Below are 25,881 nucleotides of genomic sequence, written 5' to 3'. Positions count from 1 at the left end.
GTCGGCGTTCCAGCGTACGGGCTCCCGGGCAGCGGGCGGCACCGGCGGCGCCGCAGGAGGCGGTTGACATTGGCGACACTTTAGCCGACGCTCGTCTCCGCTCGCGACAGTTGATCTGCGCCGGCCCGGTCAGACCCAATGCAGGGAGAACCGCAATGCGCCACCCCGTCCGCGCCACCCGCCGCCTGCGGCGCGGTCTCGCCGCCGCTGCGCTCGCCCCGCTGCTCGCTCTCGCAGCGTGTGGCGGTGAACCGGCCTCGGCACCGAGCTCCGAACCGCCCGAGGGAGCCGTCCCCGAGCTGTACGCCGCGCTCCCCGAGGAGATCCGGGAGGCGGGGGTCATCCGCTTCGCGGGCGACTCGCACCCGCCCTACCGCACCGTCAACTCGGACGGCACGGTCACCGGGATCGACAAGGACTTCCAGGACGCCCTCGGCCGGGTGCTCGGGGTCCGGACCGAGACGACGGTGGTCGACGGGCTGCCCGCCGCCCTGCAGGGGATGCTCGCCGGGCGCTACGACGCCTTCAACGGCCCGGTCAAGGCCACGGCCGAGCGCGAGCAGCAGTTCGACACGGTCACGTGGATGACCACGCGCTCCTCCTACATCGTGCCCAGGAGTTCGACCGCCGCGATCGGGGCGCCCGAAGACCTCTGCGGGAAGCGGGTCGCGGTGACCACCGGGAGCATCACCGAGGAGCAGTTGCGCAAGCTGTCGGAGTACTGCGCCACGATCGGCAGGCCGGCCGCCGAGCCGATCGCGCTGGCCGACACCAACGAGACCCTGCTGGCCGCCGAGTCCGGCCGCGTCGACGCGGCGGGCATGACGCAGGCAGCGGCCATCGACGTCACCACGCAGCAGCCGGACAAGTTCACCTACGTCACGCAGACCGAGGAACAGGGCGCCACCACCGACAACCTCGCACTGTTCGTGCCCAAGGACGGCGAGCTCGGACCGGTGATCCTCGACGCGTTCCGCGAGCTGTTCGCCGACGGCACCTACACCGAGATCATGCAGCGGTGGGACCTGACCGACGTCACGGTCCCCGAGCCGGTGTTCAACGCCGGCACGGCCGAGGGGGCGCGGTGACGCCCGCGACCACAGCGCCGGCGACACCGGCACCGGCCGAGCTCGACGACGTCGCGGGCTCGGGCCGCCGGTTCCAACCGTGGCGGTGGGTCATCGGCGCCGTCCTCGCGGTGGTGGCCGCCCAGCTGCTGGTGTTCCTCGTGGGCAACCGGCGGTTCGAGTGGGACGTCGTCGCGCAGTACCTGTTCGACCCGAGCGTCCTGGCCGGCGTCGGCACCACGGTCCTGCTCGCCGTGCTCGCGATCGTGATCGGCTCGGTGGCGGGCGGGCTCGTCGCGGCGGCCCAGCTGTCGGACTTCGCGCCGCTGCGCTGGGCGGCCACCCTCTACCTCGGGGTGTTCCGCGGGATCCCCCCGCTCGTCCAGCTCATCTTCTGGTTCAACCTCGCCTACCTGCTGCCCCGCATCTCCATCGGCATCCCGTTCGGCCCGTCGCTGACCTCGTGGGACGCCAACGACGTGATCACGCCGTTCACCGCGGCCGTCGTCGGGCTCTCGCTGGTGGAGTCGGCCTACATGGCCGAGATCATCCGGGCCGGGGTGCTCGGTGTGGACCTCGGCCAGCGCGAGGCGGCACGGGCGATGGGCTTCACGCCCGTGCAGACGTTCTTCCGCATCGTCCTGCCCCAGGCGATGCGCACGATCATCCCGCCGAGCGGCAGCCAGTTCATCAGCGTCCTCAAGGGCACCGCGCTCGTGAGCGTCATCGCCATGTCCGACCTGCTGCACGCCGTGCAGGTGATCTACAACCGCACCTACCAGATCGTGCCGCTGCTGCTGGTCGCCTGCGTCTGGTACCTGGTGCTCGTCACCCTCCTCACCGCCGGGCAGCGGCGGCTGGAGCGGCGCTTCGCCCGCGGCCACGAACGGCACGTGGCCCCCGCGCAGGCGACGACCGGCGAGGAGGCCGCCCGATGACCGGCGACGTGCTGGCCACCCGCGCCCCGGAGGGCGCCACCACCGACTCCGTGCCGGTCGTGCGGCTGCACGAGATCCGCAAGGTCTTCGGCGGCCACGCGGCGCTCGACGGCGTGAGCCTCGACGTCGCCGAGGGCGAGGTCGTCGTGGTCGTCGGCCCGTCCGGGTCGGGCAAGTCCACGCTCGTGCGGTGCGTGCACCAGCTCGAGAGCATCGACGCGGGCGCCATGTACCTCGACGGCCAGCTGCTCGGCCACGAGCACCACCGCGGCCGGCTGCGCCCGCTCACCGAGCGCGCCGCGGCCGCCCAGCGGCGCCGCATCGGCATGGTCTTCCAGCAGTTCCACCTCTTCCCGCACTTCACCGCTCTGCGCAACGTCACCGAGGCCCCGGTGCGGGTGCACGGGCGCGGCCGCGCGGAGGCCGAGGCCGAGGCCATCCAGCTGCTCGACCGCGTCGGGCTGCGCGACCGGGCCCACCACTACCCGCGCCAGCTCTCCGGCGGGCAGCAGCAGCGCGTCGCGATCGCCCGCGCGCTCGCCACCCGCCCGCGCGTCATGCTCTTCGACGAGCCGACGAGCGCCCTGGACCCCGAGCTCGTGGACGAGGTCCTCGCCGTGCTGCGCGGCCTCGCCGCCGACGGCCTGACGATGGTCGTGGTCACCCACGAGATGGCGTTCGCCCGCGAGGTCGCCGACCGCTGCGTGTTCATGGACGCCGGCCGGGTCGTCGAGACCGGCCCACCGGAGGAGTTCTTCGGCAACCCCCGCAGCCCGCGGTTGCGCGCCTTCCTGTCCCGCCACACCGCCTCCGGGAGGAACGAACCATGATCACCATCGCCTCGGTGGGGGACCTGATCCTCGACGAGCCGGACCCGGCCGGCTTCCTCGCGCCGGCCGCCCCGCTGCTGCGCGCCGCGGACGTGGCGATCGGGCACGTCGAGGTCCCGCACACCACGGCGACCACGGAGGCCAGCACCGACGTCCCCGCGCCCCCCGCCGACCCCGCGGCGCTCCCCGCGATCGCCGAGGCCGGCTTCGACGTCGTCACGCTGGCCGGCAACCACATCGCCGACCTCGGCCCCGTCGGCGTCCTCGACACGGTGGCGCACTCGCAGGCGGCCGGGCTCGCGACCGCCGGCGCGGGGGCCGACCTCACGCAGGCGCGCACGCCCGCCGTGGTCGAGCGCGGGGGGCTGCGGATCGGCGTGCTGTCCTACAACTGCGTGGGCCCACGCGAGTCGTGGGCCACCTCCCGCAAGCCGGGCTGCGCCTACGTGCACGTGCTGAGCCACTACGAGCTCGACGTCGCCGCCCCCGGCAGCCCGCCCAAGATCTACACGTTCGCCGACCCGGACTCGCTCGACGCGATGGCTGCCGACATCGAGGAGCTGCGCGCCCGCACCGACGTCGTGCTCGTGTCGCTGCACAAGGGCGTGGGCCACACGCCCGCCGCCGTCGCCATGTACGAGAAGCCGGTGGCGCGTGCGGCGATCGACGCGGGTGCCGACGCCGTCTTCGGCCACCACGCGCACATCATGCGCGGCATCGAGGTGCACCGGGGACGCCCGATCTTCCACGGCCTGGGCAACTTCGCCACCGTCACCCGCGCCCTCACCCCGGGCGAGGGCGCCGACAGCCCGGAACGCGCGGCGTGGGCGCAGCGCCGCAAGGAGCTCTACGGCTTCGCCCCCGACCCCGCCATGCCCTACTACCCGTTCCACCCGGAGAGCCGCAACACCGTCGTCGCGATCTGCCGGTTCGACGCGGACGGCCTCGTCGAGGCCGGTTTCGCACCCTGCTGGATCGACGACGCGGGCCGGCCCGTCCCGCTGCCCGAGGGCCCGGAGAACGCGCGCGTCGCGGACTACGTCGAGCAGATCACCCGCACCGCCGGGCTGAACGGCGAGTTCGTCCGACGCGGCGCCGAGGTCCTCATCACCGGGGCCGGCCCCACGAAGGAGTTCGCATGACCGACCAGCCCCTCGCCGGCCGCACCGTGATCGACCTGACCACCGCGCTGGCCGGCCCCTACGCCACCCTCCTGCTCGCCGGTCTGGGCGCCACGGTCATCAAGGTGGAGAAGCCCGAGGGCGGGGACGTGGCGCGCACGAACTCCCCCTACTACGGGCCGGGCGGGCTGCGGCTCGACCGCACCCACGACGACGACATGAGCCTGTCGATGCTGGTGCGCGGGCGCGGCAAGATGAGCGTGACGCTCAACCTCAAGGAACCGCGGGCCCGGGCGGTGTTCGCCGACCTCGTCCGCGACGCCGACGTCGTGGTCGAGAACTACTCCCCCGGCGTCACGCAGCGCCTCGGCATCGACTACGCCGCGGTGCGCGAGATCAACCCGCGGATCGTCTACACCTCGATCAGCGGGTTCGGCGCCCAGGGCGGGCCGGGCTCGGGCAAGGCGATGGACTCCATCGTGCAGGCGCTGTCCGGGGTGATGATGACCGCGGGCGAGCCCGGCGAGGGCCCGGTGCGGTTCGGCCTGCCGATCGGCGACCTGCTCGCCCCGCTGTTCGCGGTGATCGGCACGGTGTCCGCGCTGCTGCAGGCCGAGCAGACCGGCGAGGGCCAGCACGTCGACGTCTCGATGCTCGGCGCGCTCACCTCGCTCATGGCCTGCGAGCCGTTCGACGCGCTGGAGGCTGTCGGGTTCCCCCAGCGCACCGGCTCGATGGTGCCGCGGCTGGCCCCGTTCGGGATCCTCGAGGCGGCCGACGGGCACGTCGCCCTCTGCGCCCCGACCGACGCGTTCGCCGGGGGCGTGTTCCGCGCGATGGGCCGCCCCGAGCTGGCCGACGACGACCGCTTCCGCCACCGCGACGCCCGCGTGCGCCACGCCGACGAGCTGCACGGCCTCATCGGGGAGTGGTGCCGGGAGCGCACGGTCGAGCAGGTCGTGGCCGCGTTCACCGCCGAGGGCGTGCCGGCCGCGCCGGTCCGGGAGGCGGCCGAGGCGTTCCGCGACCCGCTCGTGCAGGAGCGCGAGGAGGTCGTGCCGCTGGTCCACCCGCGGCTCGGCGCGATCACCGACATCGTGGCCACCGGCGTGCCGATCCGGTTCTCGGCCGCGCACGCCACGCTGGACCGCCCGGCCCCCGGCCTCGGGGAGCACAACGACCACGTCTACCGGGAGCTGCTCGGCTACAGCCCAGAGGCGCTGGCCGAGCTGGCCGAGCAGGCCGTCATCTGATGGCAGCGCTCGACACGGCAGCGCTTGCCGAGCTCACGGCGCTCGCCGCCGACCGCACGGCCGAGGCCCGGGAGTGGTCGGCCGCCGGGCGCCCGGTGGCCGGATACGTCGGCGCCGACGTGCCGGTGGAGGTGCTCACCGCCGCGGGCTTCCTGCCCGTCCGGCTCACCGGCGACCCCGGCGCCCCCTCCGAGGCGGGCGACCGCTACCTGGGACGGGGCCTCGACCCGGTGGCCCGCTCCGTGCTCACCCGGCTGCTCGACGGCGCCTACGGACCGCTGGACGCCCTGGTGGTCTCGCACGACTGCGAGGCCTCGCTGCGGCTGTTCTACGCCGTGCGCGAGCTGCACCGCATCGAGCCGGGGATCGGGCTGCCCCCGGTGCAGCTGGTCGACGTGCTGCACCTGCCCCACCGCACCACCACGCGCTACGTGCTGGCGAAGATCCGGCAGCTGCGCGCGCAGGTCGAGCGCTGGAGCGGCCGCACCGTCACCGACGCCGACCTCGCGGCGGCCACGGCCGCGCACGACCGGGTGCGCGCGCTGCTCGGCCGCGTCGCGGACCTGCGGCGCCGCCGGCCCGCCCGGCTCACCGGCACCCAGGCACTCGCCGTGGTCGCCGCCACCACCGCGCTGCCGCCGGACCGCGCGGCCGCGCTGCTCGAGTCGCTGCTCGCCGAGGCCGACCGGCTGCCCGAGGCGGGCGGGACGCGCGTGTTCCTCACCGGCAGCAGCCACGACCACCCCGGCGTCTACGCGGCGCTGGAGGAGGCCGGGCTGCTCGTCGTCGGCGAGGACCACGACTGGGGCGACCTGCTGCACCACCGCCTCGTCGACCCGCCCGCCGACCCGGCGCTGCTCGAGCTCGCGCTCGCCGAGCGGTACCAGCTGGGCGGGCCGGCCGCCGCCGCGGCGTCCATCCGGCAGCGGGCCGCGCACACCGCGGCCGCCGCCACCGCGTGCGGCGCCGAGGCGCTCGTGTCCTACGTCCGCGTCCACGACGACGCCCCACGCTGGGACTTCCCCGCCCAGCGGGCCGCCACCGGCCTGCCGGCCGCGCTCGTCGACCGCCAGCCCTACGGCCGCGTCGACCTCGACGCGCTCGCCGCGCTGCGCGCGCCGGGGGTGGCGGCGTGACCCGCCTCGAGAGCGCTCGCCGCGCCACCCGCCACCAGCGGCAGTGGTTCGAGGACCTGCGCGCGCAGGTCGAAGCGGGGGCCCCGCTCGCGCTCGTGAACGCCGACGCCCCGCAGGAGATCTTCCGGGCGATGGGCATCCCGTACGTCGTGAACCAGTGGTGGGCCTCGATCATCACCGCGAAGCGGCTGGGCCAGGACCACCTGCGCCGGGTCCGCGCACACGGCTACCCCGACGACAGCGAGCAGTACAACGCGCTTCCGCTCGCCGGCGTGCTCGACCCCGACCCGGAGACGGCGCCGTGGGGCGGGCTCCCCCAGCCGACGATCGTGCTCGGCGAGACCACCGGCGACGCCTCCCGCAAGGTCTTCGACGTCTGGGACGAGCAGCCGGGCACCACGTTCTACGCGCTGGAGAGCGCCGCCGAGAACGCCGTGCCCGCGCAGTGGTGGGAGCTCATGCCGCACCGCTGGGAGGAAGCCATCGGCTCCGACCGTCTCGACCTGCTCGTCGGGGAGCTGGAAGGGCTCATCCGGTTCTTGGAGACCACCACCGGGCTCGTGTTCTCCGAGACCCGGTTCCGCGAGGTCATGGCGCTGGTCAACGAGCAGGAGGAGTGGAATCGGCGCACCCGCGACCTGATCGCGGCGGCGCGGCCGTGCCCGCTGGAGGTCACCGACGGCATCCCGAGCGTGATGGTGCCGCAGTGGCACCGCGGCACCGCGTGGGGCGTCGAGGCCGCCAAGGCGTTCCACGACGAGGTGGCGCAGCGCGTCGAGGCCGGCACCGGGGTGGGCGTCGACGAGCGCGCCCGCCTGATGTGGGTGGGCCGCGGGCTGTGGTTCGACCTGGACTTCTACCGGCGCTTCCAGGACAGCCACGGCGCGGTGTTCGTCTGGTCCATGTACCTCGCGATCGCCGCCGACGGTTACCTGCGCTACGGCGACGACCCGCTGCGCGCCCTCGCGGCGCGGTTCGCCACATTCTCCGACCAGCTCTACACCCCGCCGTGGTCGGTCGAGTGGTACGTGAAGGAGGCCCGCCACCACGGTGTGGACGGCGTCGTGCACCTCGTGTCCGACGACCCGCGGGGCAGCTGGTTCACCACCCGCGGCCTCGAAGCGGCCGGTTTCCCCGTGCTCGAACTGCACGCCGACAACGTCGACGCGCGCACCACCGAGCCGGACACGCTGGACCGGCAGGTGCGGGAGTGGCTCGACGACGTGGTCCTGCCCGGCGCGGCGGGCGCCCGTGACTGAACCGCGCGGCGGGCCGGCGCAGACCGCGATCCGGCCCTCCGTCCTCGTCGGCGCGCTCGGCGCGCTGTTCACCGCGTCGGTGACCAACACGATCATCGGGATCGCGCTGCCGACGATCGCGGGCGACCTCGGCGGGCAGGACCAGGTGGCGTGGGTGGCCAGCGCCACCCTGCTCACGATGACCGCCGCGACCCCGGTGTGGGGCAAGGCGGCCGACCGGCGCGGCCCGCGGCCGCTGCTCCTCGCGGCGATCGCGGTGTTCGTCGCCGGGTCGCTCGTCGCCGGCACCGCGCCCGGGATGGCCTGGCTCATCGCCGGACGCGCGGTGCAAGGCGTCGGGGCGGGCGGCATCCTCGCGCTGGTCAACGCCCTCGTCGCGGTGCTCGTGCCCGCGCGTGAACGGGGCCGCTACACGGCCTGGTTCGGCGCCGCGTTCGGGGTGGCGTCGGTCGGGGGCCCGCTCTTCGGCGGCGTGCTCGTCGCAGCCCCCGGGCTGGGCTGGCGCTGGTGTTTCCTCGCCGTCGTGCCCGTCGCCGCCGCGGCCGCCGTGCTCGTCCGGCGGGCCCCGCACCGGCGGCCCGAGCGCCCGGCGCTGCCCGCCGACCACCTCGGCGCCGTGCTGATCGCCGCGACCGTCGCCGGCCTGGTGCTGCTGCTGTCGGCGGGCGGCGTGGCCTGGCCGTGGGCGAGCGCGGGGACCCTGGGCCTCGGCGCCGGGATCGTCGTGCTGGCCGTGGCCGCGGTCGTCCGCGCCCGAGGGGCCGCCGACCCGGTGCTGCCCCCGCGCCTGCTGCGCGTGCGCACGTTCGCCCTCGCCTGCGCCACGAGCGTGCTGATGGGCACGGTCATGTTCGGCGCCGTGATCTACCTGCCCCAGTACCTGCAGGTGGTGCGCGGCCACGGGCCCACCGCCGCCGGGCTGCTCATGCTCCCGCTGGTCGGCGCGATGATCGTGACGACCGCCCTCACCGGGCGCGCGATCGTGCGCACCGGGCGCTGGAAGGTCTTCCCGGCGACGGGCTGCGCGCTGCTCGTGGCGGGCTCCGCGCTGTTCGCCGGGCTGGACCCGGCCACCCCGCCGCTGCTGCTGGCCACCGCGATGGCCGTGCTCGGCAGCGGGACCGGTATGACCCAGCAGGTCCTCGTGCTCATCGCGCAGGATTCCGTCGACGCGCAGGACGTCGGCGTGGCCGGCTCGGCCGCCACCTCCACCCGCATGCTGGGCGGCGCCCTCGGCGTGGCCGCGTTCGGCGCCCTCATCGCCGCCCGGCTCCGGTCCGACCTGCCCGCGGCGCTCGCGTCCGCCGGCCTGCCCGCCGACGCCGGCGCGCTGCGCCGCCTGCTCGGCACACCCGCCGAGATCGCGGCGCTACCCGCGCCCCTCGCCGATGCCGTGCGCACCTCCTACACCGCAGGCCTGCGCACCGTCTTCCTCGCCTGCGTGCCGATCGCCGCGCTCGCACTCCTCGCCGTGCTGCTCACCCGCGAGTCCGCGCTCGGCACCCGCTGACGCTCCCCTCCCACCCCTGCACCAACGACCGTTGCACGGAGGATCCGATGGTCCGACCGCTCCACGTCGGGGCCGCCGCCGCGGCACTCGCGGCCGTGGCCGTGACGGCCACGATGCTGGCCGTCCCGCAGGACGAACCCGCGCGCCCCGAGGCGTCCGCGGCCTCGTTCGGCGACTACCGGCCCCCGCCGGAGTTCACCGAGCACGTCACGGAGAGCCTCTACCTGCCGATGCGCGACGGCACCCGGCTCGCGGTGCGGCTGGACCGGCCCGCGGTCGACGGGCAGCCGGCGCCGGGCCCGTTCCCGGTGCTGTGGCACCACAGCCTCACGATCGACAGCGAGGCCGAGAACGGCACCGGCCCGCGCGAGGGCGGCTTCTCCGCCATGCCCGCGCTCGCCGAGCACGGGTACGTCGTGGCGCAGGTCGCGCGGCGCGGCAACGGCCAGTCCTTCGGCCTGCGCCGCGGCTACAACGACCGCATCGAGGCCCACGACGCCTACGAGGTCACCGAGTGGCTCGCCACGCAGCCGTGGTCGACGGGGAAGGTCGGCATCTACGGCTGCTCCAACACCGGGGACGCGGCGATGCACGCGCTCACCGTCCGCCCGCCGCACCTCGCGGCCGCCTTCGCCGGCTGCTTCTCGTGGGACAAGTACGACGCGTGGCGCGTCGGCGGCATCCCGGCGCAGTGGGGCGTGGGCCCGGCCCGGACGGTCGAGCAGGACATGGAGAACACGCCCGTGCAGGGCGACGAGGACAAGGCGCTGCTGCACCAGGCCGCGCTCGAGCACCAGGCCTCGCCGCCGCTCGCCGAGATGTGGCGCGGTATGCCCTACCGCGACAGCCTCTCCCCGCTGGTGCAGTCGCGGTTCTGGTCCGAGGGCAGCGTCGGTTCCTACCCCGACCAGATCCGCGCGTCCGGGGTGCCGGTCTACGTCGTCGGCGGCTGGCGTGACGAACTGCGCGGGCAGGGCGTGGCCACCCTGCTCACCGTCCCGGGTTCGCGGCTGGTCATCGGCCCGTGGGAGCACTGCGAGAACGCCGGCTTCGCGCTCGCCGAGGAAGCCCACCGGTTCTTCGACCAGCACCTGAAGGGCATCGACACCGGGCTCGACGCCGAGCCGCGCATCCACTACGCCACCCCGGACTCCGCCGTGCCGGACGCGACCGGCCTGCAGTGGCGCACCGCGGACACCTGGCCCCCGGCCGGGGTGAGCGCCGCCCCCACGCCGCTCGGCGGGGACGGCGTGCTCGGCTCGGACGCGCCGGGCGCGCGCACGTTCACCGTCGGCGCCGACGTGACCTGCCCGGACTCCGGCTCGGGACCGTTCGCCCAGCCCTGCCACGTGCCGGACGCGGGGACGTCCTGGACCGGGCCGGTCCTCGACGCCGACACCGAGCTGACCGGCTCCCCGGTCGCCGACCTGCAGGTCCGCGTCGACCGTCCGGACGCGCACGTGTTCGCGTACCTGGAGGACGTCGCGCCCGACGGCACCGTCAGCGTGATCACCGAAGGCAGGCTGCGGGCGTCGCTGCGCGCCGAGCACCCGGCCCCGTACACCCTGCCCGAGGGGGTGCCCTGGCACCGGGCCTACGAGCAGGACGTCGCCCCGCTCGCTCCCGGCGAGGTCGCGCGGCTGCGCTTCGGGTTGCTCCCCACCTCCTACGTCGTGCGTGCCGGCCACCGCATCCAGGTGAGCGTCACCGGCGCCGACCACCGCGAGAGCGGCCCGCTGCCCGACGCGCAGGGCGCGCGGATCGAGGTGCTCACCGACCCTGCCCGGCCCTCGCTCGTGCACCTCCCCATCGCCGGCTGATCCACGAGAGGAAACAATGGTGTCTCCCCGAACACGCACCCGGATCGTGGTGCTCACCGCTGCGGTCGCGCTGGCCGTGCTCTCCGCACCCGGCGGCGCGCACGCGGCCGGCGGCGCCGGCTCCCGCGACGTGCGGGCGACCGTCCGGGAGGCGGCCGAGGGCCTGCCCGGGCACACCGTGTACCGGCCCGCCGACCTGCGGGTTCTGCCGCGGGGCGGGGTGCCCGTCATCGCCTACGGCAACGGGGCCTGCGCCGCGAGCAACCTCTCGGCTATCACCTTCCTCACCGGCCTCGCCTCCCAGGGCTACATCGTGATCGCGAACGGCGCACCCGACGCCTTCCCCGTGCCGAGCACCCCGGAGACCACCACCGCCCACCCGGAGGCGCTGCTCGCCGCGATCGACTGGGCCACGACCTCGCGCGAGGCGCGGCGCCAGCTCGACGGGCGTGCGGCCCCCGACCGCATCGGCGTGCTCGGCCACTCCTGCGGCGGCGTGGAGGCGCTCGCCGCGGGCACCGACCCCCGCGTCGGCGCCGTCGCGGGGTTCAACACCGGCTACCTGCCCGAGCCGGCCTTCGGCGGCTACGGCCGGGACCGCCTCGCGCAGCTGCACAGCCCGACGCTGCTGGTCAACGGCGGCCCGGACGACGTCGCGTACCAGAACAGCATCGACAACCACGCGCTGCTCACCGTGCCCGCGGCCCTTGCCGGCCACGCGACCGTCGGGCACAGCGGGCTGATCTCCGGCGAGCAGGCGACCACGGGCTGGCAGGTCGCCGCCGACTGGTTCGACTACGTGCTGCGCGGCGACGAGCGGGCGGGCGCCCGGTTCGTCGGGCCGGACTGCGGCCTGTGCACCGAGCCCGAGTGGACCGTCGAGACGAAGGGGTTGCCGCTGTGATCGACGCTGTGATCAACACCGGGATCCGCCGCGCCGTGCTCGGCGCAGCCGTCGCCCTGACCACCCTCGCGGGCGCCGGGACGGCCGCGGCCTCCCCACCCGCGGCCCCGGGAGGGGAACCCTGCATGCCGGACTCCGCCGCCCGGCCCACCTGCATCTCCGGGACGCTCGCCGACGGCACGCCGTACGCCTTCGCCGTGCCCGCGCAGTGGAACGGCACGGTCGTCGTGGCACTCGACTACGCCGACGGCGGCGAGTCCGAGGCCCTGACCGAGCGCCTGCTCGCCGACGGGGTGGCCCGCGGAGGCACCACCCGCACCGTCACCGGCTGGCGGATCCGCGACGCCATGGACAACCAGGCCGAGGCGCTCGCGCGCTTCGAGGAGGCCTACGGCCCGGCCCGGCACGCGATCGCGTCGGGCAGCTCGATGGGCGGGTTCGTCTCCGCGGGCGCCGCCCAGCTGCACCCGGACGTGTTCGACGCGGCCGTGCCGTTCTGCGGCGGGCTCAGCGGGTCGGTGGCGCAGTGGAACCAGAAGCTCGACACGGTCTTCGTGCTCGAACGGCTCGTCGCCCCCGGGCTGCCGGTGGTGGACGTGCCGGCGGACGTCGAGGGAGCGCGGAAGGCCTGGTTCGACGCGCTGGGGCAGGCCCAGCAGAGCTCCGAGGGACGCGCCCGGATCGCCCTCGCCGCCGCGATCGGGCAGGTGCCGGCGTGGGGCACGAACCCCGACGGCTCGCCCACCCCGCGACCGGACGAGCGTGACGCCGCGGCGCTGGAGGAGGGCGCCTACCTCGCCCTCGCCGGCGGGAGCCTCCCTTACATGGGGCAGGCCATGGGCAGCAGGCGCCAGCTCACCCAGGTGTCGGGCGGCAACCCGTCGTGGAACACCGGGGTCGACTACGCCGCGCAGCTGCGCGCCGCCGAGCCCGCGCTGCGCCGCACCGTGGACGCCCTCTACCGGGAGGCCGGCCTCGACCTGCGGACCGACCTCGACGCGCTGGCCGCCGCGCCGCGGATCTCCGCCGACCCGGCCGCCGTCGAACGGTTCGCGCGAGGCATCGTGTTCGACGGCGACCTGCGCATCCCGGTGCTCACGGTCTCCAACACCGGTGACCAGATCTCCACGGTGGCCCAGCAGCAGTTCTACGGCGAGAACGTGCGCCGCGCCGGGAAGAACGCGCTGCTGCGCCAGACCTACGTCCAGTCCGTCGGGCACTGCGCCTTCTCCGACGCCGAGGAGCAGGCCGCCCTGCGCGTCATGGTCGAGCGGCTCGACACCGGCCGCTGGCCCGCCACCGCACCGCCCGCGATGAACGACCGGGCCCGCGAGCTGGGCGCCGACCCCGCCCCGCGCTACGTCCCGTTCCAGCCGCCGCGGTTCAACCGCCCGTACCCGGGGTGACGCAGGGCCCGCGCGGGCCCCGTTGACCCGGGGCCCGCGCGGCTCTATGGTCCATTGTTAACAATGAACGGAGAACAGGTGTCAACGCTGCGTGCCGCCCGCCGGGTCCGCGTCAAGGACGACGTCCTCGCCGTCCTGCGCGCGGCGATCCTCGGCGGCGAGTTCGCGCCGGGCGAGCACCTCGGCGAGACCGAACTGGCCGAGCGGCTCGAGGTGAGCCGCGGGCCCGTCCGCGACGCACTCGCCACACTGGCCCACGAAGGCCTCGTCCTGGTGGAGCCCCACAAGGGCGCCCGGATCCCGCTGCTGTCCCGCCGGGACGTCGAGGAGGTGTTCAGCCTCCGGCTCGCACTGGAGGTCCTCGCCGGGCGCGAGGCGATCCGCAACGCCACCGACTCCGATCTACGGGCGCTCACCGCGGCGCTCGACCCGATCGAGACCGCGCTGGCCGGCAACGACCGCCGGGCCGTCACCGACGCCGACCTGCAGTTCCACGACGCCTTCTACCGCGCCGCGCACCACCAGCGGCTGCAGCGGGCGTGGCAGAACCTCAGGTCCCAGGTCTCGCTCTGCCTGTTCAGCCGCAACACCGTCGCCACCACCAGTCGCGAGGTCGTCATCGACGAGCACGCGAACCTGATCCGCCACCTCTCCGACCGCGACGAGACCGCGCTCGTCGACGCGATCGGCCACCACCTCACGAGCGCGTTCGACCGACTGGCCCAGCACTACCCGGCCTGACCACCCCGGCGCGATGCGTCCGCCCTGACATCACCGGAGATGTTGTTAACAATGAACAGTTCACCACGCCACCGCCGTCGGGCCGGTGCCGCCAGCCTCATCGGCACGACGATCGAGTGGTACGACTTCCAGATCTACGGCCTGTCGGCCGCGATCGTCTTCAACAAGGTGTTCTTCCCCGAGATCGACCCGGTCACGGGCACCATCGCCGCGTTCGGCGTGTTCGCGCTCGGGTTCCTCGCCCGCCCGTTGGGCGGCATCGTCTTCGGCCACTTCGGTGACCGGGTCGGGCGCCGCAACGTCCTGCTGGTGACGCTGCTGCTGATGGGAATCTCGACGTTCCTCGTCGGCGTGATCCCGTCCTACGCCTCCATCGGGATCGCGGCGCCCCTGCTCCTGATGCTCATGCGCCTGCTCGGCGGGATCGGCCTGGGCGGCGAGTGGGGCGGGGCTGTCCTGCTGAGCGTTGAGCACGCCCCCGCCGAGCGGCGCGGCCTCTACGGGAGCCTGCCCCAGGTGGGCTCCCCGGCCGGCTTCCTGCTCGCGACCACCGTGTTCGCCGTCGTCTCGGCGACCACCGGCGACGCGTTCGAGACGTGGGGCTGGCGGATCCCGTTCCTGCTGAGCGGCGTCCTCGTCATCGTCGGGCTGGTGATCCGGGTGGCGATCCCGGAGACGCCCGTCTTCGAGAACGCGCGCAAGGTGGCGGCCGTCGACCGGAAGATCCCCCTGGTCGAGGTGCTGCGCTCGCACCCGAAGACCGTGCTGCTCAGCATCTGCTCGTTCGCCGTCAGCAGCGGCGGCTACTACGTCTACGCCACGTACATGGTGGCGCACGGCACCAACGACCTCGGCATCCCACGCACCACCATGCTGATCAGCGGCATCGTCTTCTCGGCCTTCGGCATCATCGGCGCGCTCGCCGCGGGCGCCGTGTCCGACCGCGTCGGCCGCCGCCCGGTCTTCCTCGCGATGGCGGGATTCACCGTGCTCTACGCGTTCCCGATGTTCTGGCTGGTCGGCACCACGCAACCGGCGCTGATCTGGATCGCGCTGGCGTTCGGCGGGCTTGCCAACGGGTCGGTGTACGGGCTGATGGGCGCGATCAGCGCCGAGATCTTCGAGCCCTCCGTCCGGTACACCGGGGCCTCCATCGGCCAGCAGGTCTCCGCCGGGCTGATCGGCGGCACCACCCCGATCATCGTCACCGCCCTCGTCGCGAGCGCGGGCAGCATCTGGCCGGCCCCGGTCTGGCTGGCAGGGCTCGCCCTGATCAGCCTGGTCGCGGTGGCCCTCCTGCCCGAGACGTTCCGCGCCACCATCACCACGTCACCCCGCGACGCGGAGCGCACACCGGTGCGATCCGCCGAGCAGTGAGGAAGGACAGCCCTTGAGCTCGCACGGCTCAGCCACCGCACCCGGGCGTTTCGACACGATCGACGTCCGGAACGCCCCCGGACAGCACCGCCCCGACGGCGCGGGCACCCCGGCCGGGGTCGACTTCTCCCACGGCGACGTCGCCGCGTTCCCGCCCTCGCCTGCCGCGGTGTCCGCCGTGCTCGGCGCCATCGAGGACGGCGGCGAACAGGCCTACTCCCGCTACCGCGGGCACCGGTCGGTGCGGGCGCCGCTCGCCGAGCGGCTCGCCCGGTTCACCGGCGCGCCCGTCGACCCGGACCGCGAGCTCGTCATCACCCCGGGCACCCAGGCGGGACTGTTCCTCGCGCTGTCGGCGCTCGTCGAACCCGGCGACCGCGTGATGGTGGTGGAACCGGACTACTTCGCCAACCGCCGGATCGTGACCTACCTGGGCGGGCACGTCGTCCCGATCCGGCTCTCCTACGAGGACACCTCGGCCCCGGCCCGGCTCGACGTCGACGCCGTCCGCGCCGCCGCCCGCGACGGGGTGCGCACCCTGGTCCTGTCGAACCCCAACAACCCCACGGGCGTGCTGCACGCCGCGGAGCAGCTCCACGAGATCGCGGAGATCGCCAACCGGTACGGCGTCACGGTGGTGGCCGACGAGCTCTACTCCCGCCTCGTCTACCCCGGCCACCGCGCCACCCACCTCAGGTCGTGCGGCATCGAGCCCGACCGGTGCGTCACGCTGCTCGGGCCGTCGAAGACGGAGTCGCTGAGCGGGTTCCGCGTCGGCGCCGCGATCGGCCCGGCGGCGGTGGTGGACCGGATGGAGAAGCTGCTCGCGATCGTGTCGCTGCGTGCGGGCGGCTACAGCCAGTCGGCGCTGCACTCCTGGTTCACCGAACCCGAGGGCTGGCTCGACGCGCGCATCGCCGCCCACCGCCGCATCCGCGACGACCTCCTCGCCGTGTTCGACGCCGCCCCGGGGTTCCACGTCCGTCCCACCGAAGGCGGCAGCTACCTCTTCCCCCGCCTCCCGGCCATGGCCGTCCCCGCCGCGGAGTTCCCCGCCGAACTGCGCCGCCGGACCGGCATCGTCGTCACCGCGGGGGCGGAGTTCGGACCCGGCCACGACGGCAGCGTCCGGCTCAACTTCTCGCAGGACCACGAACGCGCCGTGGCAGCCGTGCGCACCCTCGTCGAGGTCGCCCTCGACCTCGCCCCCTGATCCCACCCCGAACCCCCGGAGCGATGATGACCGAGGCCCCGCCCCTCCCCGCCCACCCCAAGCTGATCACGTTCGACACCTACGGCACGCTCATCGACTGGGACGGCGCGCTGCGCCGCTACCTGCAGTCGATCTTCGACGCCCGCGGCGTGACCGTCGACGTCACCGCGTTCTACGCGCACTGGTACCTGGACTACGCGCTGCCCGCTCTGCGCGGCGACTTCATGATCTACCGCGAGCTGCTCGCCACCACCATGCGGCAGGCCTGCACCGACGCGTCCCTCCCGATCGACGAGCGCGAGCTCGCGGCGCTCGGCGACGTCATGGCGGCCGCCGACCCGTTCCCCGACACCGTCGAGGTCCTGGACGAGCTGCGCCGCCACGCCCCACTCGCCACGATCTCCAACAGCCAGCGCGACATCCTCGAGGCCAGCGCCCACAAGATGGGTGATCCGTTCACCCATCAGATCACCGCCGAGGTCGTCCGGGCCTACAAGCCCGATCCCGCGCTGTTCGATCTGGTCCTCGACCGCGCGGGCGTCGCACCCGAGGAGGTCGTGCACATCGCGCAGTCCCAATACGTCGACCTGCCCCGCTCGGTCCCGATGGGCATCGCCACGATCTGGATCAACCGGCAGGGCCAGACACTGCTCCCCGAGCACCCGGCGCCGACGCTCGAGCTCCCGGACCTGCGCGACGTGCCGCGGGTCCTCGGCTACGCCACCGAGCCCGCGGCGGCCCGCCGTGAGCGCTGACCTCGCGCCCGCGGGCGACTACGCCCCCGCCGTGGTCCTGAACGGGCAGGTCGCGGTGTGCGGCATGACCCCCAGGGTCGACGGGACGCTCGCCCGCACCGGCCGCCTCGGCGCCGAGATCGACGTCGACGAGGGGCGCCACCTCGCCGCCGTCGCCGCCGAACGCGCGGTCCGCGCCGCCCACGAGGCAGCCACCACCGCCGGCCGCGCCCTGGATTCGGCTGCGCGGGTCACCGTGCACGTGGCCGTCGCCGGGTCCTTCGCGGCGATCTCGGAGGTGGCCGACGGCGCCTCCCCGGTCTGGCAACGGCACCTCGGCGCCCTGCCTGCGCGCACCGCGGTCGGGGTGGCCCGGCTCCCCGGGAACGCCCCCGTCGAGGTGATGCTGACCGTCGCCCTCCGCTCCTAGACGGCTGCTCGTAGCCGCGCGACCGTTCCAGCTCCGGTGGTGGCCGAGGCGTCCCGGGCTCGGCCGGCCAACGAGTGCGGAGGAGGCCTCCGACGCTCGATCGGCCTGGGTGTACTCGGGTGATCGGCGGCTCGGCGCAAGGTGTCGCGTCGCGGGTGCGAGCGGCCCCGCCGGTCGGGACCCGGCCGGTGGCCTTGCGGGCCACCCTCCGAGTCGCCGCCCGGCGCAGGACAGCAGGTGCAGTGCCGGTCTCGTCGTGGATCTCGGACACGTGGATCTCGGGCTCCTCGTTCACAGGGTCGTGGATCTCGCGCCGCAGTTGACGGGGCCGGCGCGCTCGACGATCAGATGCCCGGGCTTCATCGGGCGCGCGGGATCCGGGCCGCTCGCCCGACCTGGCTCGAGGTCAGAACGGCGGCGGCTCCTCGTGGCGCGGTTGCTCCGGCTCGGGTGGTGGCCGGGGCGTCTCACCGACGGGCGGTTCGAGGATCCGGCGTTCCCAGCGGCGCAGCCGGCGGTCCAGTTGTGCGGCGCTCTCCTCGGCGGCCCCTGTGGTCTCGGTGTTCTCGGGTGCCGGGTCGGGGTCGGGCAGGTCCGGTCGGATCGGTTCGCCGCGGATGCGGTAGGTGCGCCCCAGCGGGCTGACCCACACGAACACACCCGGCTCCGGCTGGGTGAGCGTCCAGCCGCGGTCCTTGTCCGGGTGGTGGCGTTTGCACGCCGGGCCGATGTTGACCTCGACGGTGCGGCCGCCGCGGCGGTGTTCCCAGGTGTGGTCGAGGTCGGAGCGCCGAGCCGGGCGGGTGCATCCCGGCCCGACGCAGTGCCGGTCGCGGATGCGGACGTGCTCGGCCAGCGGGCCGCGGGCGAACCGGGCGTCGGGGTCGGCGGCCAGCAGTCTGCGGAGGCGGTGGCGGCCGGCCCAGGCGGCGGCGATCTCGGCCAGCACCCCGGCCCACGCGCCCAAATCCGAGCCCGGGCCGGGATCGGGGTCGGGGTCGGGGTTGCTGCTGTAGCGGTGGAGTTCGGCGAGGGTGAGGTGCAGCTCGACCACGCCGCCGCGGACCACGGGTGCGCGGCTCGTGCGGCTGGTGCTTCGTGGTCGGCGCCGCAGCGGCCCGGCGAGCAGCAGGTAGCCGGCGGTGTCGACGATGGCGAACCGCCAGGCCGCTCCCCGCTGCTGGGCTGCGACCGCGGCACGTGCGACACCGGCGCCGACCGGGCCGAGCCCGGGGATCTCGCCGGGGCGGTCGTCGAGCCCGGCGGCGGTGGCCAGGCCGAGGCGGATCTCGATGCCCTCGCGGATCGCGCCCCGGTCGGCCTCGCCGCCGGACCCCGAAGCCGCGGCCGCAGCAGGGGTGGCGGTGCCAGATGCGACGGTGCCAGATGCGGCGGCGCCAGAACCGACAACGCCAGAGCGAACGGTCCTCGACACGGTCGAAGCTGCGGGTTCGGTGCGGTCGGCCTCGGAATCGGCGCTCGGGGAACCGGCGGCACCTGACTCGGCGGCACCGGATCCGGCGGCACCGGACTCGGCGGTGGCGGTCCCGGCACCCTCGGAGCCGGTCGCCCCGCCTCCGCCGGCCTCAGAATTGGCGACCTCGGTCTCGGCGGCCTCGGTCCCGGCGGGCTCAGCAGCCGCAGCCCTAACAGCCGCGGTGCTGGCGGATTCGGTGTCGGCGGGCTCGGCGTCGGCGGTGTCGGGGTCCGTCGCGGTCTCGGGGTCGTGGTGGTCCTCGGGCCGATGGAGGCCGAGGAGACGGGCGACGATTTGCTGCTCGGTGAGGCCGTGGAAGGTGCCGCCCAGCATGCCGAGGTAGAGGTCGGCGGAGATCTGGGGGCGGGTGCCGGGATGCCCGGCCCGTTTGGCGGTCTCGACCAGCCGGTCCAGCCGGGCGGCCGCGGCGGCCGCCTCGTGCGGAGGCAGGCCGGTGCCGGCCAGCGTGGCCGTGCCGGTCCGCGGGTCCAGGTACAACGCCACGCCCCGTGCCTGCACGGCGCGTTCGTAGCGCCGCCGCCGCAGGTCCGGATCGATGGCCTGCAGCGCCCGCAGCAACCGGTCGGCCAGCTGTTTGGTGGTCAGCCCCGGCGCCAGCGGCACGAACTTCTCGCACAACAGCCGGGCCTGTCGCTCGGTGACGTCCCCGGTGGCCGGGTCCAGGTACTCGGCGAACACCCGGGCCTTGCCCCGGTCGATGCGGCCGCACAGCAGGGCGTGCTGCACGAGGGGCAGGCGTTCGACCAGGGTGGTGGCGAGTTCGAGTTCGCGATCGGCGGCGGTGGGGGTCCAGGTCAGGGCGGCGGCGATCTCGTGGGCGGCCCAGGCGAATCGCTCCGCGGCCCGCGCCACGACCACGTCCCGCTCACCCTCGGCACCGTCGGCGTCCGCGTCGGTGTCGGCGAGGGCGACGGTGTGGGACACCTCGACCAGTTCGGCGAACAGCAGGGCCTGCTCGTGGGCCAGTTGCCGCGAACGCGCCTGCAGCACCTCGACCCGCCGCGCGTTGGGCACCGCGGCATCGGTGAGTTCCGCGAGGGCGGCGGCCAGCTGCGGACCGGGCGGGAGCTGCCCCGCCCGGTCGACGAGTGACGCCACCCCGGCCATGATTCGAACATACGTTCGTGCCCTGACAGAACCGGGGCTCATCCGACCAGCGCTCAACAGTTCACCCGAAAAGCCCAAGAGCCGATGTTCAGCCAGCGCAGAAGCGACGCTTCGGGCCCGCTGAGACCTGATCAGCGCCACACGGTCTGCGGGGACCGCTCGAGGCGGGCCGCCGGGAACCGGCCGATGGGCTGAGCGACATCGAGCGCGGCAGGACAATGATCACGGAGGGCCTCCGGTTTTGACTTGATCTTCAGCAAATCCAGTCCTGTCAGGGGCCCTCCACCCTTCTCGATCAAGTCGCCGGGAACACCTCGGTCAGAACTCCAGCGCCAGGCAGTGCGGGTACGGGCAGGGGGCGGCCGGCGGGAGGAGGACCGTCACGTGCTCGGGCCCGCGGACCGAGGAGATGCGTTCGTGCGGGCCGATGCTGCGGATCACCGCCCGTCCGTCGGCGGGCCGGGCATCTGGAACGCGTAGACGGGGCGGTCCCGCTGGGGTGAATCGGTAGTCCTCGGGGGCCAGGCGACGGCGTCCTCCCGGAACCCGGCGAGCGCGTCCTGGCTGGAACCCTCCCCGCCCACCCGGAAGGGCCGCGTGCCGTGGATCCCCTCAGGATCGCGCCGGACCCGATGCTCCGGCCCCAGACGTCAGCGCCGGGGGGGTGAACCGCATCGGCACCGACCGGGTACCCCACTCCGCCCACCGTGCCATGAGGATCTCGCCGCAGACGGTGAAGGAGCTGGTGCGGGCCAGCAGCTCCTCGAGCGTCATCCGCAGCATCATCCGTGCGAGCGGCGCACCCGGGCAGGCGTGGATGCCTGCGCCGAAGGGGATGGCGGCGCGCAGGTTGGGCCGGTCCAGCACGAACTCCTCGCCGCGGGGGAAGACCTCCTCGTCGCGGTTGGCGGAGGTGTAGACGAGCGCGATCGGCTCGCCCTCGCGGATGAGCCGGCCGCCGATCACGACGTCGCGGCGCGCGGTGCGCGACATGCCGCGGTACGGCGTGAACAGCCGCAGGTACTCCTCGACCGCGGCGGGGATGCGCTCCGGCTCGGCGCGCAGCAGCGCCTGCAGGTCCTCGTGCTCGGCGAGGTGCGCGAGCATCGTGCCGATGAACACGCTCGGGGCCACCATGCCGGTCACCAGGAGCTGCCGGACGCAACCGAGCACCATGTCGTCGGGCAGGCCGGCCGCGAGCAGCGCCGCGGTGAGGTCGTCGCCGGGGTCGGTGCCCTCGGCCTTGCGCGCCGCGATGACGTCGGCGGCGATGCCGTAGAGCAGCCTGCTGCCGCGCTTGACCTCCTCGTCGTCGACGAGCTGGATCGCGCGCACGTACTCCGCGCTGATCTGCTCGATGCGCGCGGCGAGCTCGATCGGGAGGTGGAAGAACTCGGCGAAGACGTGCGCGGGCATGGTCTGGGCGTACGCGGGACCGACGTCGGCCTCCCCCGCCGCCACCAGCTCGCCGATGATCCGCGCGACGTGCCCGCGCACCGCGGGCTCCAGCGCGGCCATCCGGCCCTTGGTGAAGAACCGGTTGATCACCCTGCGGTAGTCGGTGTGCTCGGGCGGGTCGAGGTGCAGCGGGGGGCGGCGGCCGGTGAAGGCGAACTTCGGTACGACGTTCTGCACGCTGGTGGTGAAGGTGTCGGAGTCCTGCAGCACCCCGACGACGTCGCGGTGGCGCATCAGCGCCCAGAACCCGCCGTAGGTCTCGCTGCGCGCCACCGGGCACCGCCCGCGCAGGTCCTTGTACAGCTCGTGGGCGCTGGTGAACGTCTCCTCCGCGAGCGGGTCGAAGTGGTGCTCGCCCGGCTGGGCGGGAACCGGTTCCTGGGTCACGCGGATGCCTCCACGGGTTCGGGGGCCGGGCGCCCGGTGCGCTCGGCGAGGAGCCGCCGTCCGACGACCGACGCGGCCAGCGCGATCAGCACCAGCACCGTGACGTACAGCGCCACCGCCCAGCCCGAGCCGGTCGCGCGGACGAGCAGGCCGGCCAGCAGCGGCGTGGTGCCGCCGAGGATGGCGTCGGAGGTCTTGAAGCTGACGCCCGCGCCGGTCACGCGGTCCTGCGGGCGGAAGAGCAGCACGTAGATCGGCACCGACGACACGACCATGCCGTTGACGGCCACCTGCCCGAGGCACAGCGCCACGAGCACGACCGGCACGGTGCCGGTGTCGAGCGCGGCGAAGAGCAGCCACGCCATGAGGGCCAGCCCGATCGCGCTCACCTGGTATAGGCGGGGCAGGCCGATGCGGTCGATGCGGGTGAGCAGCACGATCGCGGCCACCACCGCGATGATCTGCGCGGTGGTCATGCAGGTGAGCATCGTGGTGCGGTCGAACCCGGCCTCGTTCACCGCGTAGGACAGCGAGTAGGTGTTGAGCAGGTAGATGCCGGTGACGGCCGCGCCGGCCAGGAAGAACACCAGCGCCATCGACCCGCCGTTGGTGGTGAGCACGCGGCCCAGGTCGCCGCGGTGCCGGGTGCGGGTGGCGACCTCCTTGCGGAACACCGCGGACTCGGCCACCCCCAGCCGCATCCAGAGGCCGACGGCGAGCAGCACGGCGCTGATCAGGAACGGCAGTCGCCAGCCCCAGGCCAGGAACTGCTCGTGGGTGAGCGCGGCGGTCAGGGGCAGCACCGTGAGCGCGCCGAGGATCGAGCCGATCGGGCCGCCGACGCCCACCGCGCCGCCCCAGAGCCCTCTGCGGTGCTCGGGCGCGTGCTCGACGGCGAGCGTGGCCGCTCCGCCCCACTCGCCGCCGACGGCGAGGCCCTGCAGCAGGCGCAGCACCGTGAGCAGCACCGGGGCGGCGACGCCGATCGTCGCGTAGGTGGGCAGCAGGCCGATGCCGATGGTGGCGACGCCCATCAGCAGCAGGCCGCCGACGACCACCACACGGCGGCCGTAGCGGTCGCCGATCCGGCCGAACAGGAGCCCGCCGAGCGGCTTGGCCAGGAACCCCGCCGCGAAGGTGGTGAAGGCGGCGAGGGTGCCCGCCGCGGGGTCGAGCGTCGGGAAGAACAGGTCGTTGATCACGAGCGCGGCCATGGTGCCGTAGACGCCGAACTCGTAGTTGGCGAGGCAGATGCCGACCGGCCCCGCGAGCAGCGCGCGGAGGCCGGGGTGTGCGGGTGGGGCGGGAGGGGCGGGGTCGGTCACGTCGTGCTCCACGGTGAGACGGCGAGCGGGGACCGGAGCGACGGCGGCTGCCGCCCGGTGGCCGATACGTTACGTCCTCGAGTCCGTTCGGACAACGAGATGTCGCCTATTCCCCGATCGGCCCGATCCAGGGCTCCTCGCCCGCCGGGATCGCGGTGGCGTTCTCCCCGCGCAGGACGTCGGCGCTCGTCCGGTGGGCCGCCAGGGCCGCGAGCGCCGGATCGTGCTTGCCGACGAGCTCGGCGAAGCGCCGCTCGGCGAGCGGCCCGAGCCCGTCGTAGACCTCGACGAACAGCGCCCGTGCGGCGGGCAGCGGCCAGTCGGCGGGCAGCAGTTCGGGCGGCAGCTCCGGGTCGACGTCGGGGAATTCCCGCCACGCGGTCATCAGGTGGGTGCGCGCCACCAGCGCCTCGGCGGGGTCGACCCGGCCCGCCCGCACCCGCTCGCGCAGGCCGGCGTGCTCGGCGAGGAACGCCGTGTAGCGCTCCCGGAGCTCGGCGAGGTCCCAGGCCGCGACGGGATCACCCGCCGCGCCCGCGGTCACCACCTCGGCGCGCACGACCGTCGCGGTCTCCACCCCGAGGTCGGCCAGCACCGCCGCGACCCGGTCGCCGACCTCCCACGGCGAGACCCACACGCCGTCGTACAGCGGCGCGAGCCCCAGCCAGCGCAGCCGGGTGCGGACGGTGCGCCGGGTCTCGCGTTCCTCCTCGGGCACGGTGAACAGCGCCATCGTCCACCGGCCGTCCCACCGCCGGTCCCCGGCGCCGAACCGCAGGAGCCGGGTCAGGTGCGCCACCACGGTCTCGCGGGTGCGGGCGGGCACGCCGTACGCGGTGGTGCGACCCGACCGCGTGGCCACCACCGCCCCGCGGGCCGCGGCGCGTCGCATCGCCGCCCGCGCCGCCTGCTCGGCGAGCCCGAACTCCGCCATGATCTCCACCAGCGCGGCGGACGGCAGGGGTTCGGGCCGCCAGAACCAGTAGTCCCCGAGCAGCGTGCCGAGCAGCCGCTGGCTGTGCCGGGGCAGCGACGTCGACTCCGCGAGGGCCATCGGCGCCATCCTCCCCCATCGCACCGCCCGCGCCGTCGAGGGGACTGCTCACCCGTCCCGCTGAGCGGGAGGCGACGCTGGGCCGGCCGCCCACCGGGCACCGAGACTCCCCCGCATGCGTACCCAGGTCGCCATCGTCGGCGCAGGCCCCGCCGGGCTCCTGCTCTCCCACCTGCTCGACCGCGCGGGCGTCGAGTCCGTGATCGTCGAAACCCGCTCCCGGGCGTACGTCGAGGCCCGGATCCGGGCGGGGATCCTCGAGCAGTCCACGGTGGACCTCCTGCGCGGGGTCGGGCTCGGCGAGCGGCTGGACCGCGAGGGCGACGTGCACCGCGGCATCCACCTGCAGTGGCCCGGCGAGCGCCACCACCTCGACTTCGCCGACCTGGTCGGGCGCACCGTCACCGTCTACGGCCAGACCGAGGTCACCAAGGACCTCGGCCGCGCCCGCGAGGCCGCCGGCCAGCGGATCCACTACGAGGTCGCCGACACGCGGGTGCACGACATCGAGACCGACTCCCCGTTCGTCACCTTCACCGGACCGGACGGGCGTGCCGAGCGGATCGACGCCGACGTCGTGGTGGGCTGCGACGGGTCGTTCGGCCCGTGCCGGGCGGCGGTGCCGAACCCGCAGACCTGGGAGCGCACGTACCCGTACTCGTGGCTGGGGGTGCTCGCGAACGTCGCACCTTCCACCGACGAGCTGATCTACGCGTGGCACCCCGACGGCTTCGCACTGCACTCGATGCGCTCCGCCACCGTGTCGCGGCTCTACCTGCAGGTGCCCAACGGCACCGACATCGCCGAGTGGTCCGACGACCGGATCTGGGACGCCCTGGCCGAGCGCCTCGGCCACGGCCGGGACGGCTGGACGCTCACCCCCGGGCCGATCACCGAGAAGTCCGTGCTGCCCATGCGCTCCTTCGTGCAGCAGCCGATGCGCCACGGCAGGCTGTTCCTCGCCGGGGACGCCGCGCACATCGTGCCGCCGACCGGCGCGAAGGGCCTGAACCTCGCCGTGGCCGACGTCGCACTGCTGGCCCCCGCGCTCGCCGCCCTGGTCGACGACGGGGACGAGAAGCTCGCCGACGCCTACTCCGAGACCGCGCTGCGGCGGGTCTGGCGCTGCACCCACTTCTCCTGGTGGATGACCACGATGCTGCACACGTCCGGGGACGCGTTCGACGCGCAGCTCCAGCTCTCGCAGCTGCGCTGGGTGGCCACCAGCGAGGCAGGTGCCACGGGGCTGGCGGAGAATTACGCCGGCCTGCCGATCGGTTTCTGACTCTCAGGTTCCCTGAATTTCGCCGTGT

General features: G+C 74.3%; 22 protein-coding genes. 17 read left to right on the top strand and 5 right to left on the bottom strand.

What is annotated here, in order from left to right:
• Positions 1-155 precede the first annotated feature (155 nt).
• The 16 genes from ACFPL3_RS27660 (at position 156) to ACFPL3_RS27585 (ending at position 17,739) form a co-directional block, all read left to right on the top strand.
• Positions 156-1,088, top strand: coding sequence for a transporter substrate-binding domain-containing protein (locus tag ACFPL3_RS27660; protein ID WP_343937483.1), 933 nt, complete (start codon positions 156-158; stop codon positions 1,086-1,088).
• Positions 1,085-2,005: an amino acid ABC transporter permease gene (locus ACFPL3_RS27655; RefSeq protein ID WP_343937480.1), complete on the top strand. Its 921-nt coding sequence runs from the start codon at positions 1,085-1,087 to the stop codon at positions 2,003-2,005. Before ACFPL3_RS27660 ends, ACFPL3_RS27655 begins: the two co-directional genes overlap by 4 nt.
• Positions 2,002-2,835, top strand: a complete 834-nt coding sequence (locus ACFPL3_RS27650) for an amino acid ABC transporter ATP-binding protein (RefSeq protein ID WP_343937478.1) — start codon at positions 2,002-2,004, stop codon at positions 2,833-2,835. Before ACFPL3_RS27655 ends, ACFPL3_RS27650 begins: the two co-directional genes overlap by 4 nt.
• Entirely contained in the window at positions 2,832-3,977 is a 1,146-nt protein-coding gene (locus ACFPL3_RS27645) for a CapA family protein (protein ID WP_343937476.1), read from the top strand. Before ACFPL3_RS27650 ends, ACFPL3_RS27645 begins: the two co-directional genes overlap by 4 nt.
• On the top strand, positions 3,974-5,209 hold the full coding sequence (locus tag ACFPL3_RS27640) for a CaiB/BaiF CoA transferase family protein (protein ID WP_343937474.1): 1,236 nt from the start codon (positions 3,974-3,976) through the stop codon (positions 5,207-5,209). The genes ACFPL3_RS27645 and ACFPL3_RS27640 overlap by 4 nt, the downstream gene beginning before the upstream one ends.
• A complete protein-coding gene (locus ACFPL3_RS27635) occupies positions 5,209-6,345 on the top strand; it encodes a 2-hydroxyacyl-CoA dehydratase (RefSeq protein WP_379589721.1) in 1,137 nt (378 codons plus the stop codon). Before ACFPL3_RS27640 ends, ACFPL3_RS27635 begins: the two co-directional genes overlap by 1 nt.
• On the top strand, positions 6,342-7,604 hold the full coding sequence (locus ACFPL3_RS27630) for a 2-hydroxyacyl-CoA dehydratase family protein (RefSeq protein ID WP_343944158.1): 1,263 nt from the start codon (positions 6,342-6,344) through the stop codon (positions 7,602-7,604). Before ACFPL3_RS27635 ends, ACFPL3_RS27630 begins: the two co-directional genes overlap by 4 nt.
• Complete coding sequence (locus tag ACFPL3_RS27625; protein ID WP_379589720.1) at positions 7,597-9,114, top strand: MDR family MFS transporter; 1,518 nt, start codon at positions 7,597-7,599, stop codon at positions 9,112-9,114. Before ACFPL3_RS27630 ends, ACFPL3_RS27625 begins: the two co-directional genes overlap by 8 nt.
• A 47-nt stretch (positions 9,115-9,161) precedes the next feature.
• The gene (locus ACFPL3_RS27620) at positions 9,162-10,934 is read left to right on the top strand and encodes a CocE/NonD family hydrolase (protein WP_343944155.1); all 1,773 of its coding nucleotides are present in this window, start codon (positions 9,162-9,164) and stop codon (positions 10,932-10,934) included.
• Between the two features lie 16 nt (positions 10,935-10,950).
• Positions 10,951-11,838, top strand: a complete 888-nt coding sequence (locus ACFPL3_RS27615) for a poly(ethylene terephthalate) hydrolase family protein (protein ID WP_379589719.1) — start codon at positions 10,951-10,953, stop codon at positions 11,836-11,838.
• Entirely contained in the window at positions 11,835-13,244 is a 1,410-nt protein-coding gene (locus ACFPL3_RS27610; RefSeq protein ID WP_343944153.1) for an alpha/beta hydrolase family protein, read from the top strand. The genes ACFPL3_RS27615 and ACFPL3_RS27610 overlap by 4 nt, the downstream gene beginning before the upstream one ends.
• Positions 13,245-13,322: 78 nt before the next feature.
• Entirely contained in the window at positions 13,323-13,985 is a 663-nt protein-coding gene (locus ACFPL3_RS27605) for a GntR family transcriptional regulator (protein ID WP_343944152.1), read from the top strand.
• A 51-nt stretch (positions 13,986-14,036) separates the two neighbouring features.
• On the top strand, positions 14,037-15,362 hold the full coding sequence (locus tag ACFPL3_RS27600; protein WP_343944151.1) for an MFS transporter: 1,326 nt from the start codon (positions 14,037-14,039) through the stop codon (positions 15,360-15,362).
• Between the two features lie 13 nt (positions 15,363-15,375).
• Positions 15,376-16,575, top strand: a complete 1,200-nt coding sequence (locus tag ACFPL3_RS27595) for a pyridoxal phosphate-dependent aminotransferase (protein ID WP_343944150.1) — start codon at positions 15,376-15,378, stop codon at positions 16,573-16,575.
• 23 nt (positions 16,576-16,598) lie between these two features.
• Positions 16,599-17,330, top strand: a complete 732-nt coding sequence (locus ACFPL3_RS27590) for a haloacid dehalogenase type II (protein WP_379589718.1) — start codon at positions 16,599-16,601, stop codon at positions 17,328-17,330.
• A complete protein-coding gene (locus ACFPL3_RS27585) occupies positions 17,320-17,739 on the top strand; it encodes a RidA family protein (RefSeq protein WP_343944148.1) in 420 nt (139 codons plus the stop codon). Before ACFPL3_RS27590 ends, ACFPL3_RS27585 begins: the two co-directional genes overlap by 11 nt.
• Before the next feature lie 406 nt (positions 17,740-18,145).
• Here ACFPL3_RS27585 and ACFPL3_RS27580 read toward each other — a convergent pair whose 3' ends face one another.
• The 5 genes from ACFPL3_RS27580 to ACFPL3_RS27560 form a co-directional block, all read right to left on the bottom strand.
• A complete protein-coding gene (locus ACFPL3_RS27580; RefSeq protein ID WP_343944147.1) occupies positions 18,146-20,344 on the bottom strand; it encodes an HNH endonuclease signature motif containing protein in 2,199 nt (732 codons plus the stop codon).
• Between the two features lie 318 nt (positions 20,345-20,662).
• On the bottom strand, positions 20,663-20,785 hold the full coding sequence (locus ACFPL3_RS27575; protein ID WP_343944146.1) for a hypothetical protein: 123 nt from the start codon (positions 20,783-20,785) through the stop codon (positions 20,663-20,665).
• Positions 20,786-20,956: 171 nt separating this feature from the next.
• Entirely contained in the window at positions 20,957-22,189 is a 1,233-nt protein-coding gene (locus ACFPL3_RS27570; protein WP_343944145.1) for a cytochrome P450, read from the bottom strand.
• Positions 22,186-23,514, bottom strand: coding sequence for an MFS transporter (locus ACFPL3_RS27565; protein ID WP_343944144.1), 1,329 nt, complete (start codon positions 23,512-23,514; stop codon positions 22,186-22,188). The genes ACFPL3_RS27570 and ACFPL3_RS27565 overlap by 4 nt, the downstream gene beginning before the upstream one ends.
• A gap of 106 nt (positions 23,515-23,620) precedes the next feature.
• The gene (locus tag ACFPL3_RS27560; protein WP_343944143.1) at positions 23,621-24,568 is read right to left on the bottom strand and encodes a PaaX family transcriptional regulator; all 948 of its coding nucleotides are present in this window, start codon (positions 24,566-24,568) and stop codon (positions 23,621-23,623) included.
• Positions 24,569-24,683: 115 nt separating this feature from the next.
• On the opposite strand from ACFPL3_RS27560, the gene ACFPL3_RS27555 reads away from it, so the two are divergent.
• Entirely contained in the window at positions 24,684-25,853 is a 1,170-nt protein-coding gene (locus ACFPL3_RS27555; protein WP_343944142.1) for a 4-hydroxybenzoate 3-monooxygenase, read from the top strand.
• Positions 25,854-25,881: the final 28 nt, after the last annotated feature.

Source organism: Pseudonocardia zijingensis, assembly GCF_042657305.1.
Classification (GTDB): domain Bacteria; phylum Actinomycetota; class Actinomycetes; order Mycobacteriales; family Pseudonocardiaceae; genus Pseudonocardia; species Pseudonocardia zijingensis.
Note: the sequence above shows the minus strand (reverse complement) of the source record. Positions and strands in the feature narration are given on the sequence as shown.

Excerpts from the sequence above, each read along its gene's own strand:
- ACFPL3_RS27620 (WP_343944155.1), top strand. The coding sequence starts at position 9,162 with ATGGTCCGACCGCTCCACGTCGGGGCCGCCGCCGCGGCACTCGCGGCC.
- ACFPL3_RS27660 (WP_343937483.1), top strand. The coding sequence starts at position 156 with ATGCGCCACCCCGTCCGCGCCACCCGCCGCCTGCGGCGCGGTCTCGCC.
- ACFPL3_RS27615 (WP_379589719.1), top strand. The coding sequence starts at position 10,951 with ATGGTGTCTCCCCGAACACGCACCCGGATCGTGGTGCTCACCGCTGCG.
- ACFPL3_RS27590 (WP_379589718.1), top strand. The coding sequence starts at position 16,599 with ATGATGACCGAGGCCCCGCCCCTCCCCGCCCACCCCAAGCTGATCACG.
- ACFPL3_RS27555 (WP_343944142.1), top strand. The coding sequence starts at position 24,684 with ATGCGTACCCAGGTCGCCATCGTCGGCGCAGGCCCCGCCGGGCTCCTG.
- ACFPL3_RS27635 (WP_379589721.1), top strand. The coding sequence starts at position 5,209 with ATGGCAGCGCTCGACACGGCAGCGCTTGCCGAGCTCACGGCGCTCGCC.
- ACFPL3_RS27645 (WP_343937476.1), top strand. The coding sequence starts at position 2,832 with ATGATCACCATCGCCTCGGTGGGGGACCTGATCCTCGACGAGCCGGAC.
- ACFPL3_RS27600 (WP_343944151.1), top strand. The coding sequence starts at position 14,037 with ATGAACAGTTCACCACGCCACCGCCGTCGGGCCGGTGCCGCCAGCCTC.
- ACFPL3_RS27580 (WP_343944147.1), bottom strand. The coding sequence starts at position 20,344 with ATGGCCGGGGTGGCGTCACTCGTCGACCGGGCGGGGCAGCTCCCGCCC.
- ACFPL3_RS27650 (WP_343937478.1), top strand. The coding sequence starts at position 2,002 with ATGACCGGCGACGTGCTGGCCACCCGCGCCCCGGAGGGCGCCACCACC.
- ACFPL3_RS27640 (WP_343937474.1), top strand. The coding sequence starts at position 3,974 with ATGACCGACCAGCCCCTCGCCGGCCGCACCGTGATCGACCTGACCACC.
- ACFPL3_RS27560 (WP_343944143.1), bottom strand. The coding sequence starts at position 24,568 with ATGGCCCTCGCGGAGTCGACGTCGCTGCCCCGGCACAGCCAGCGGCTG.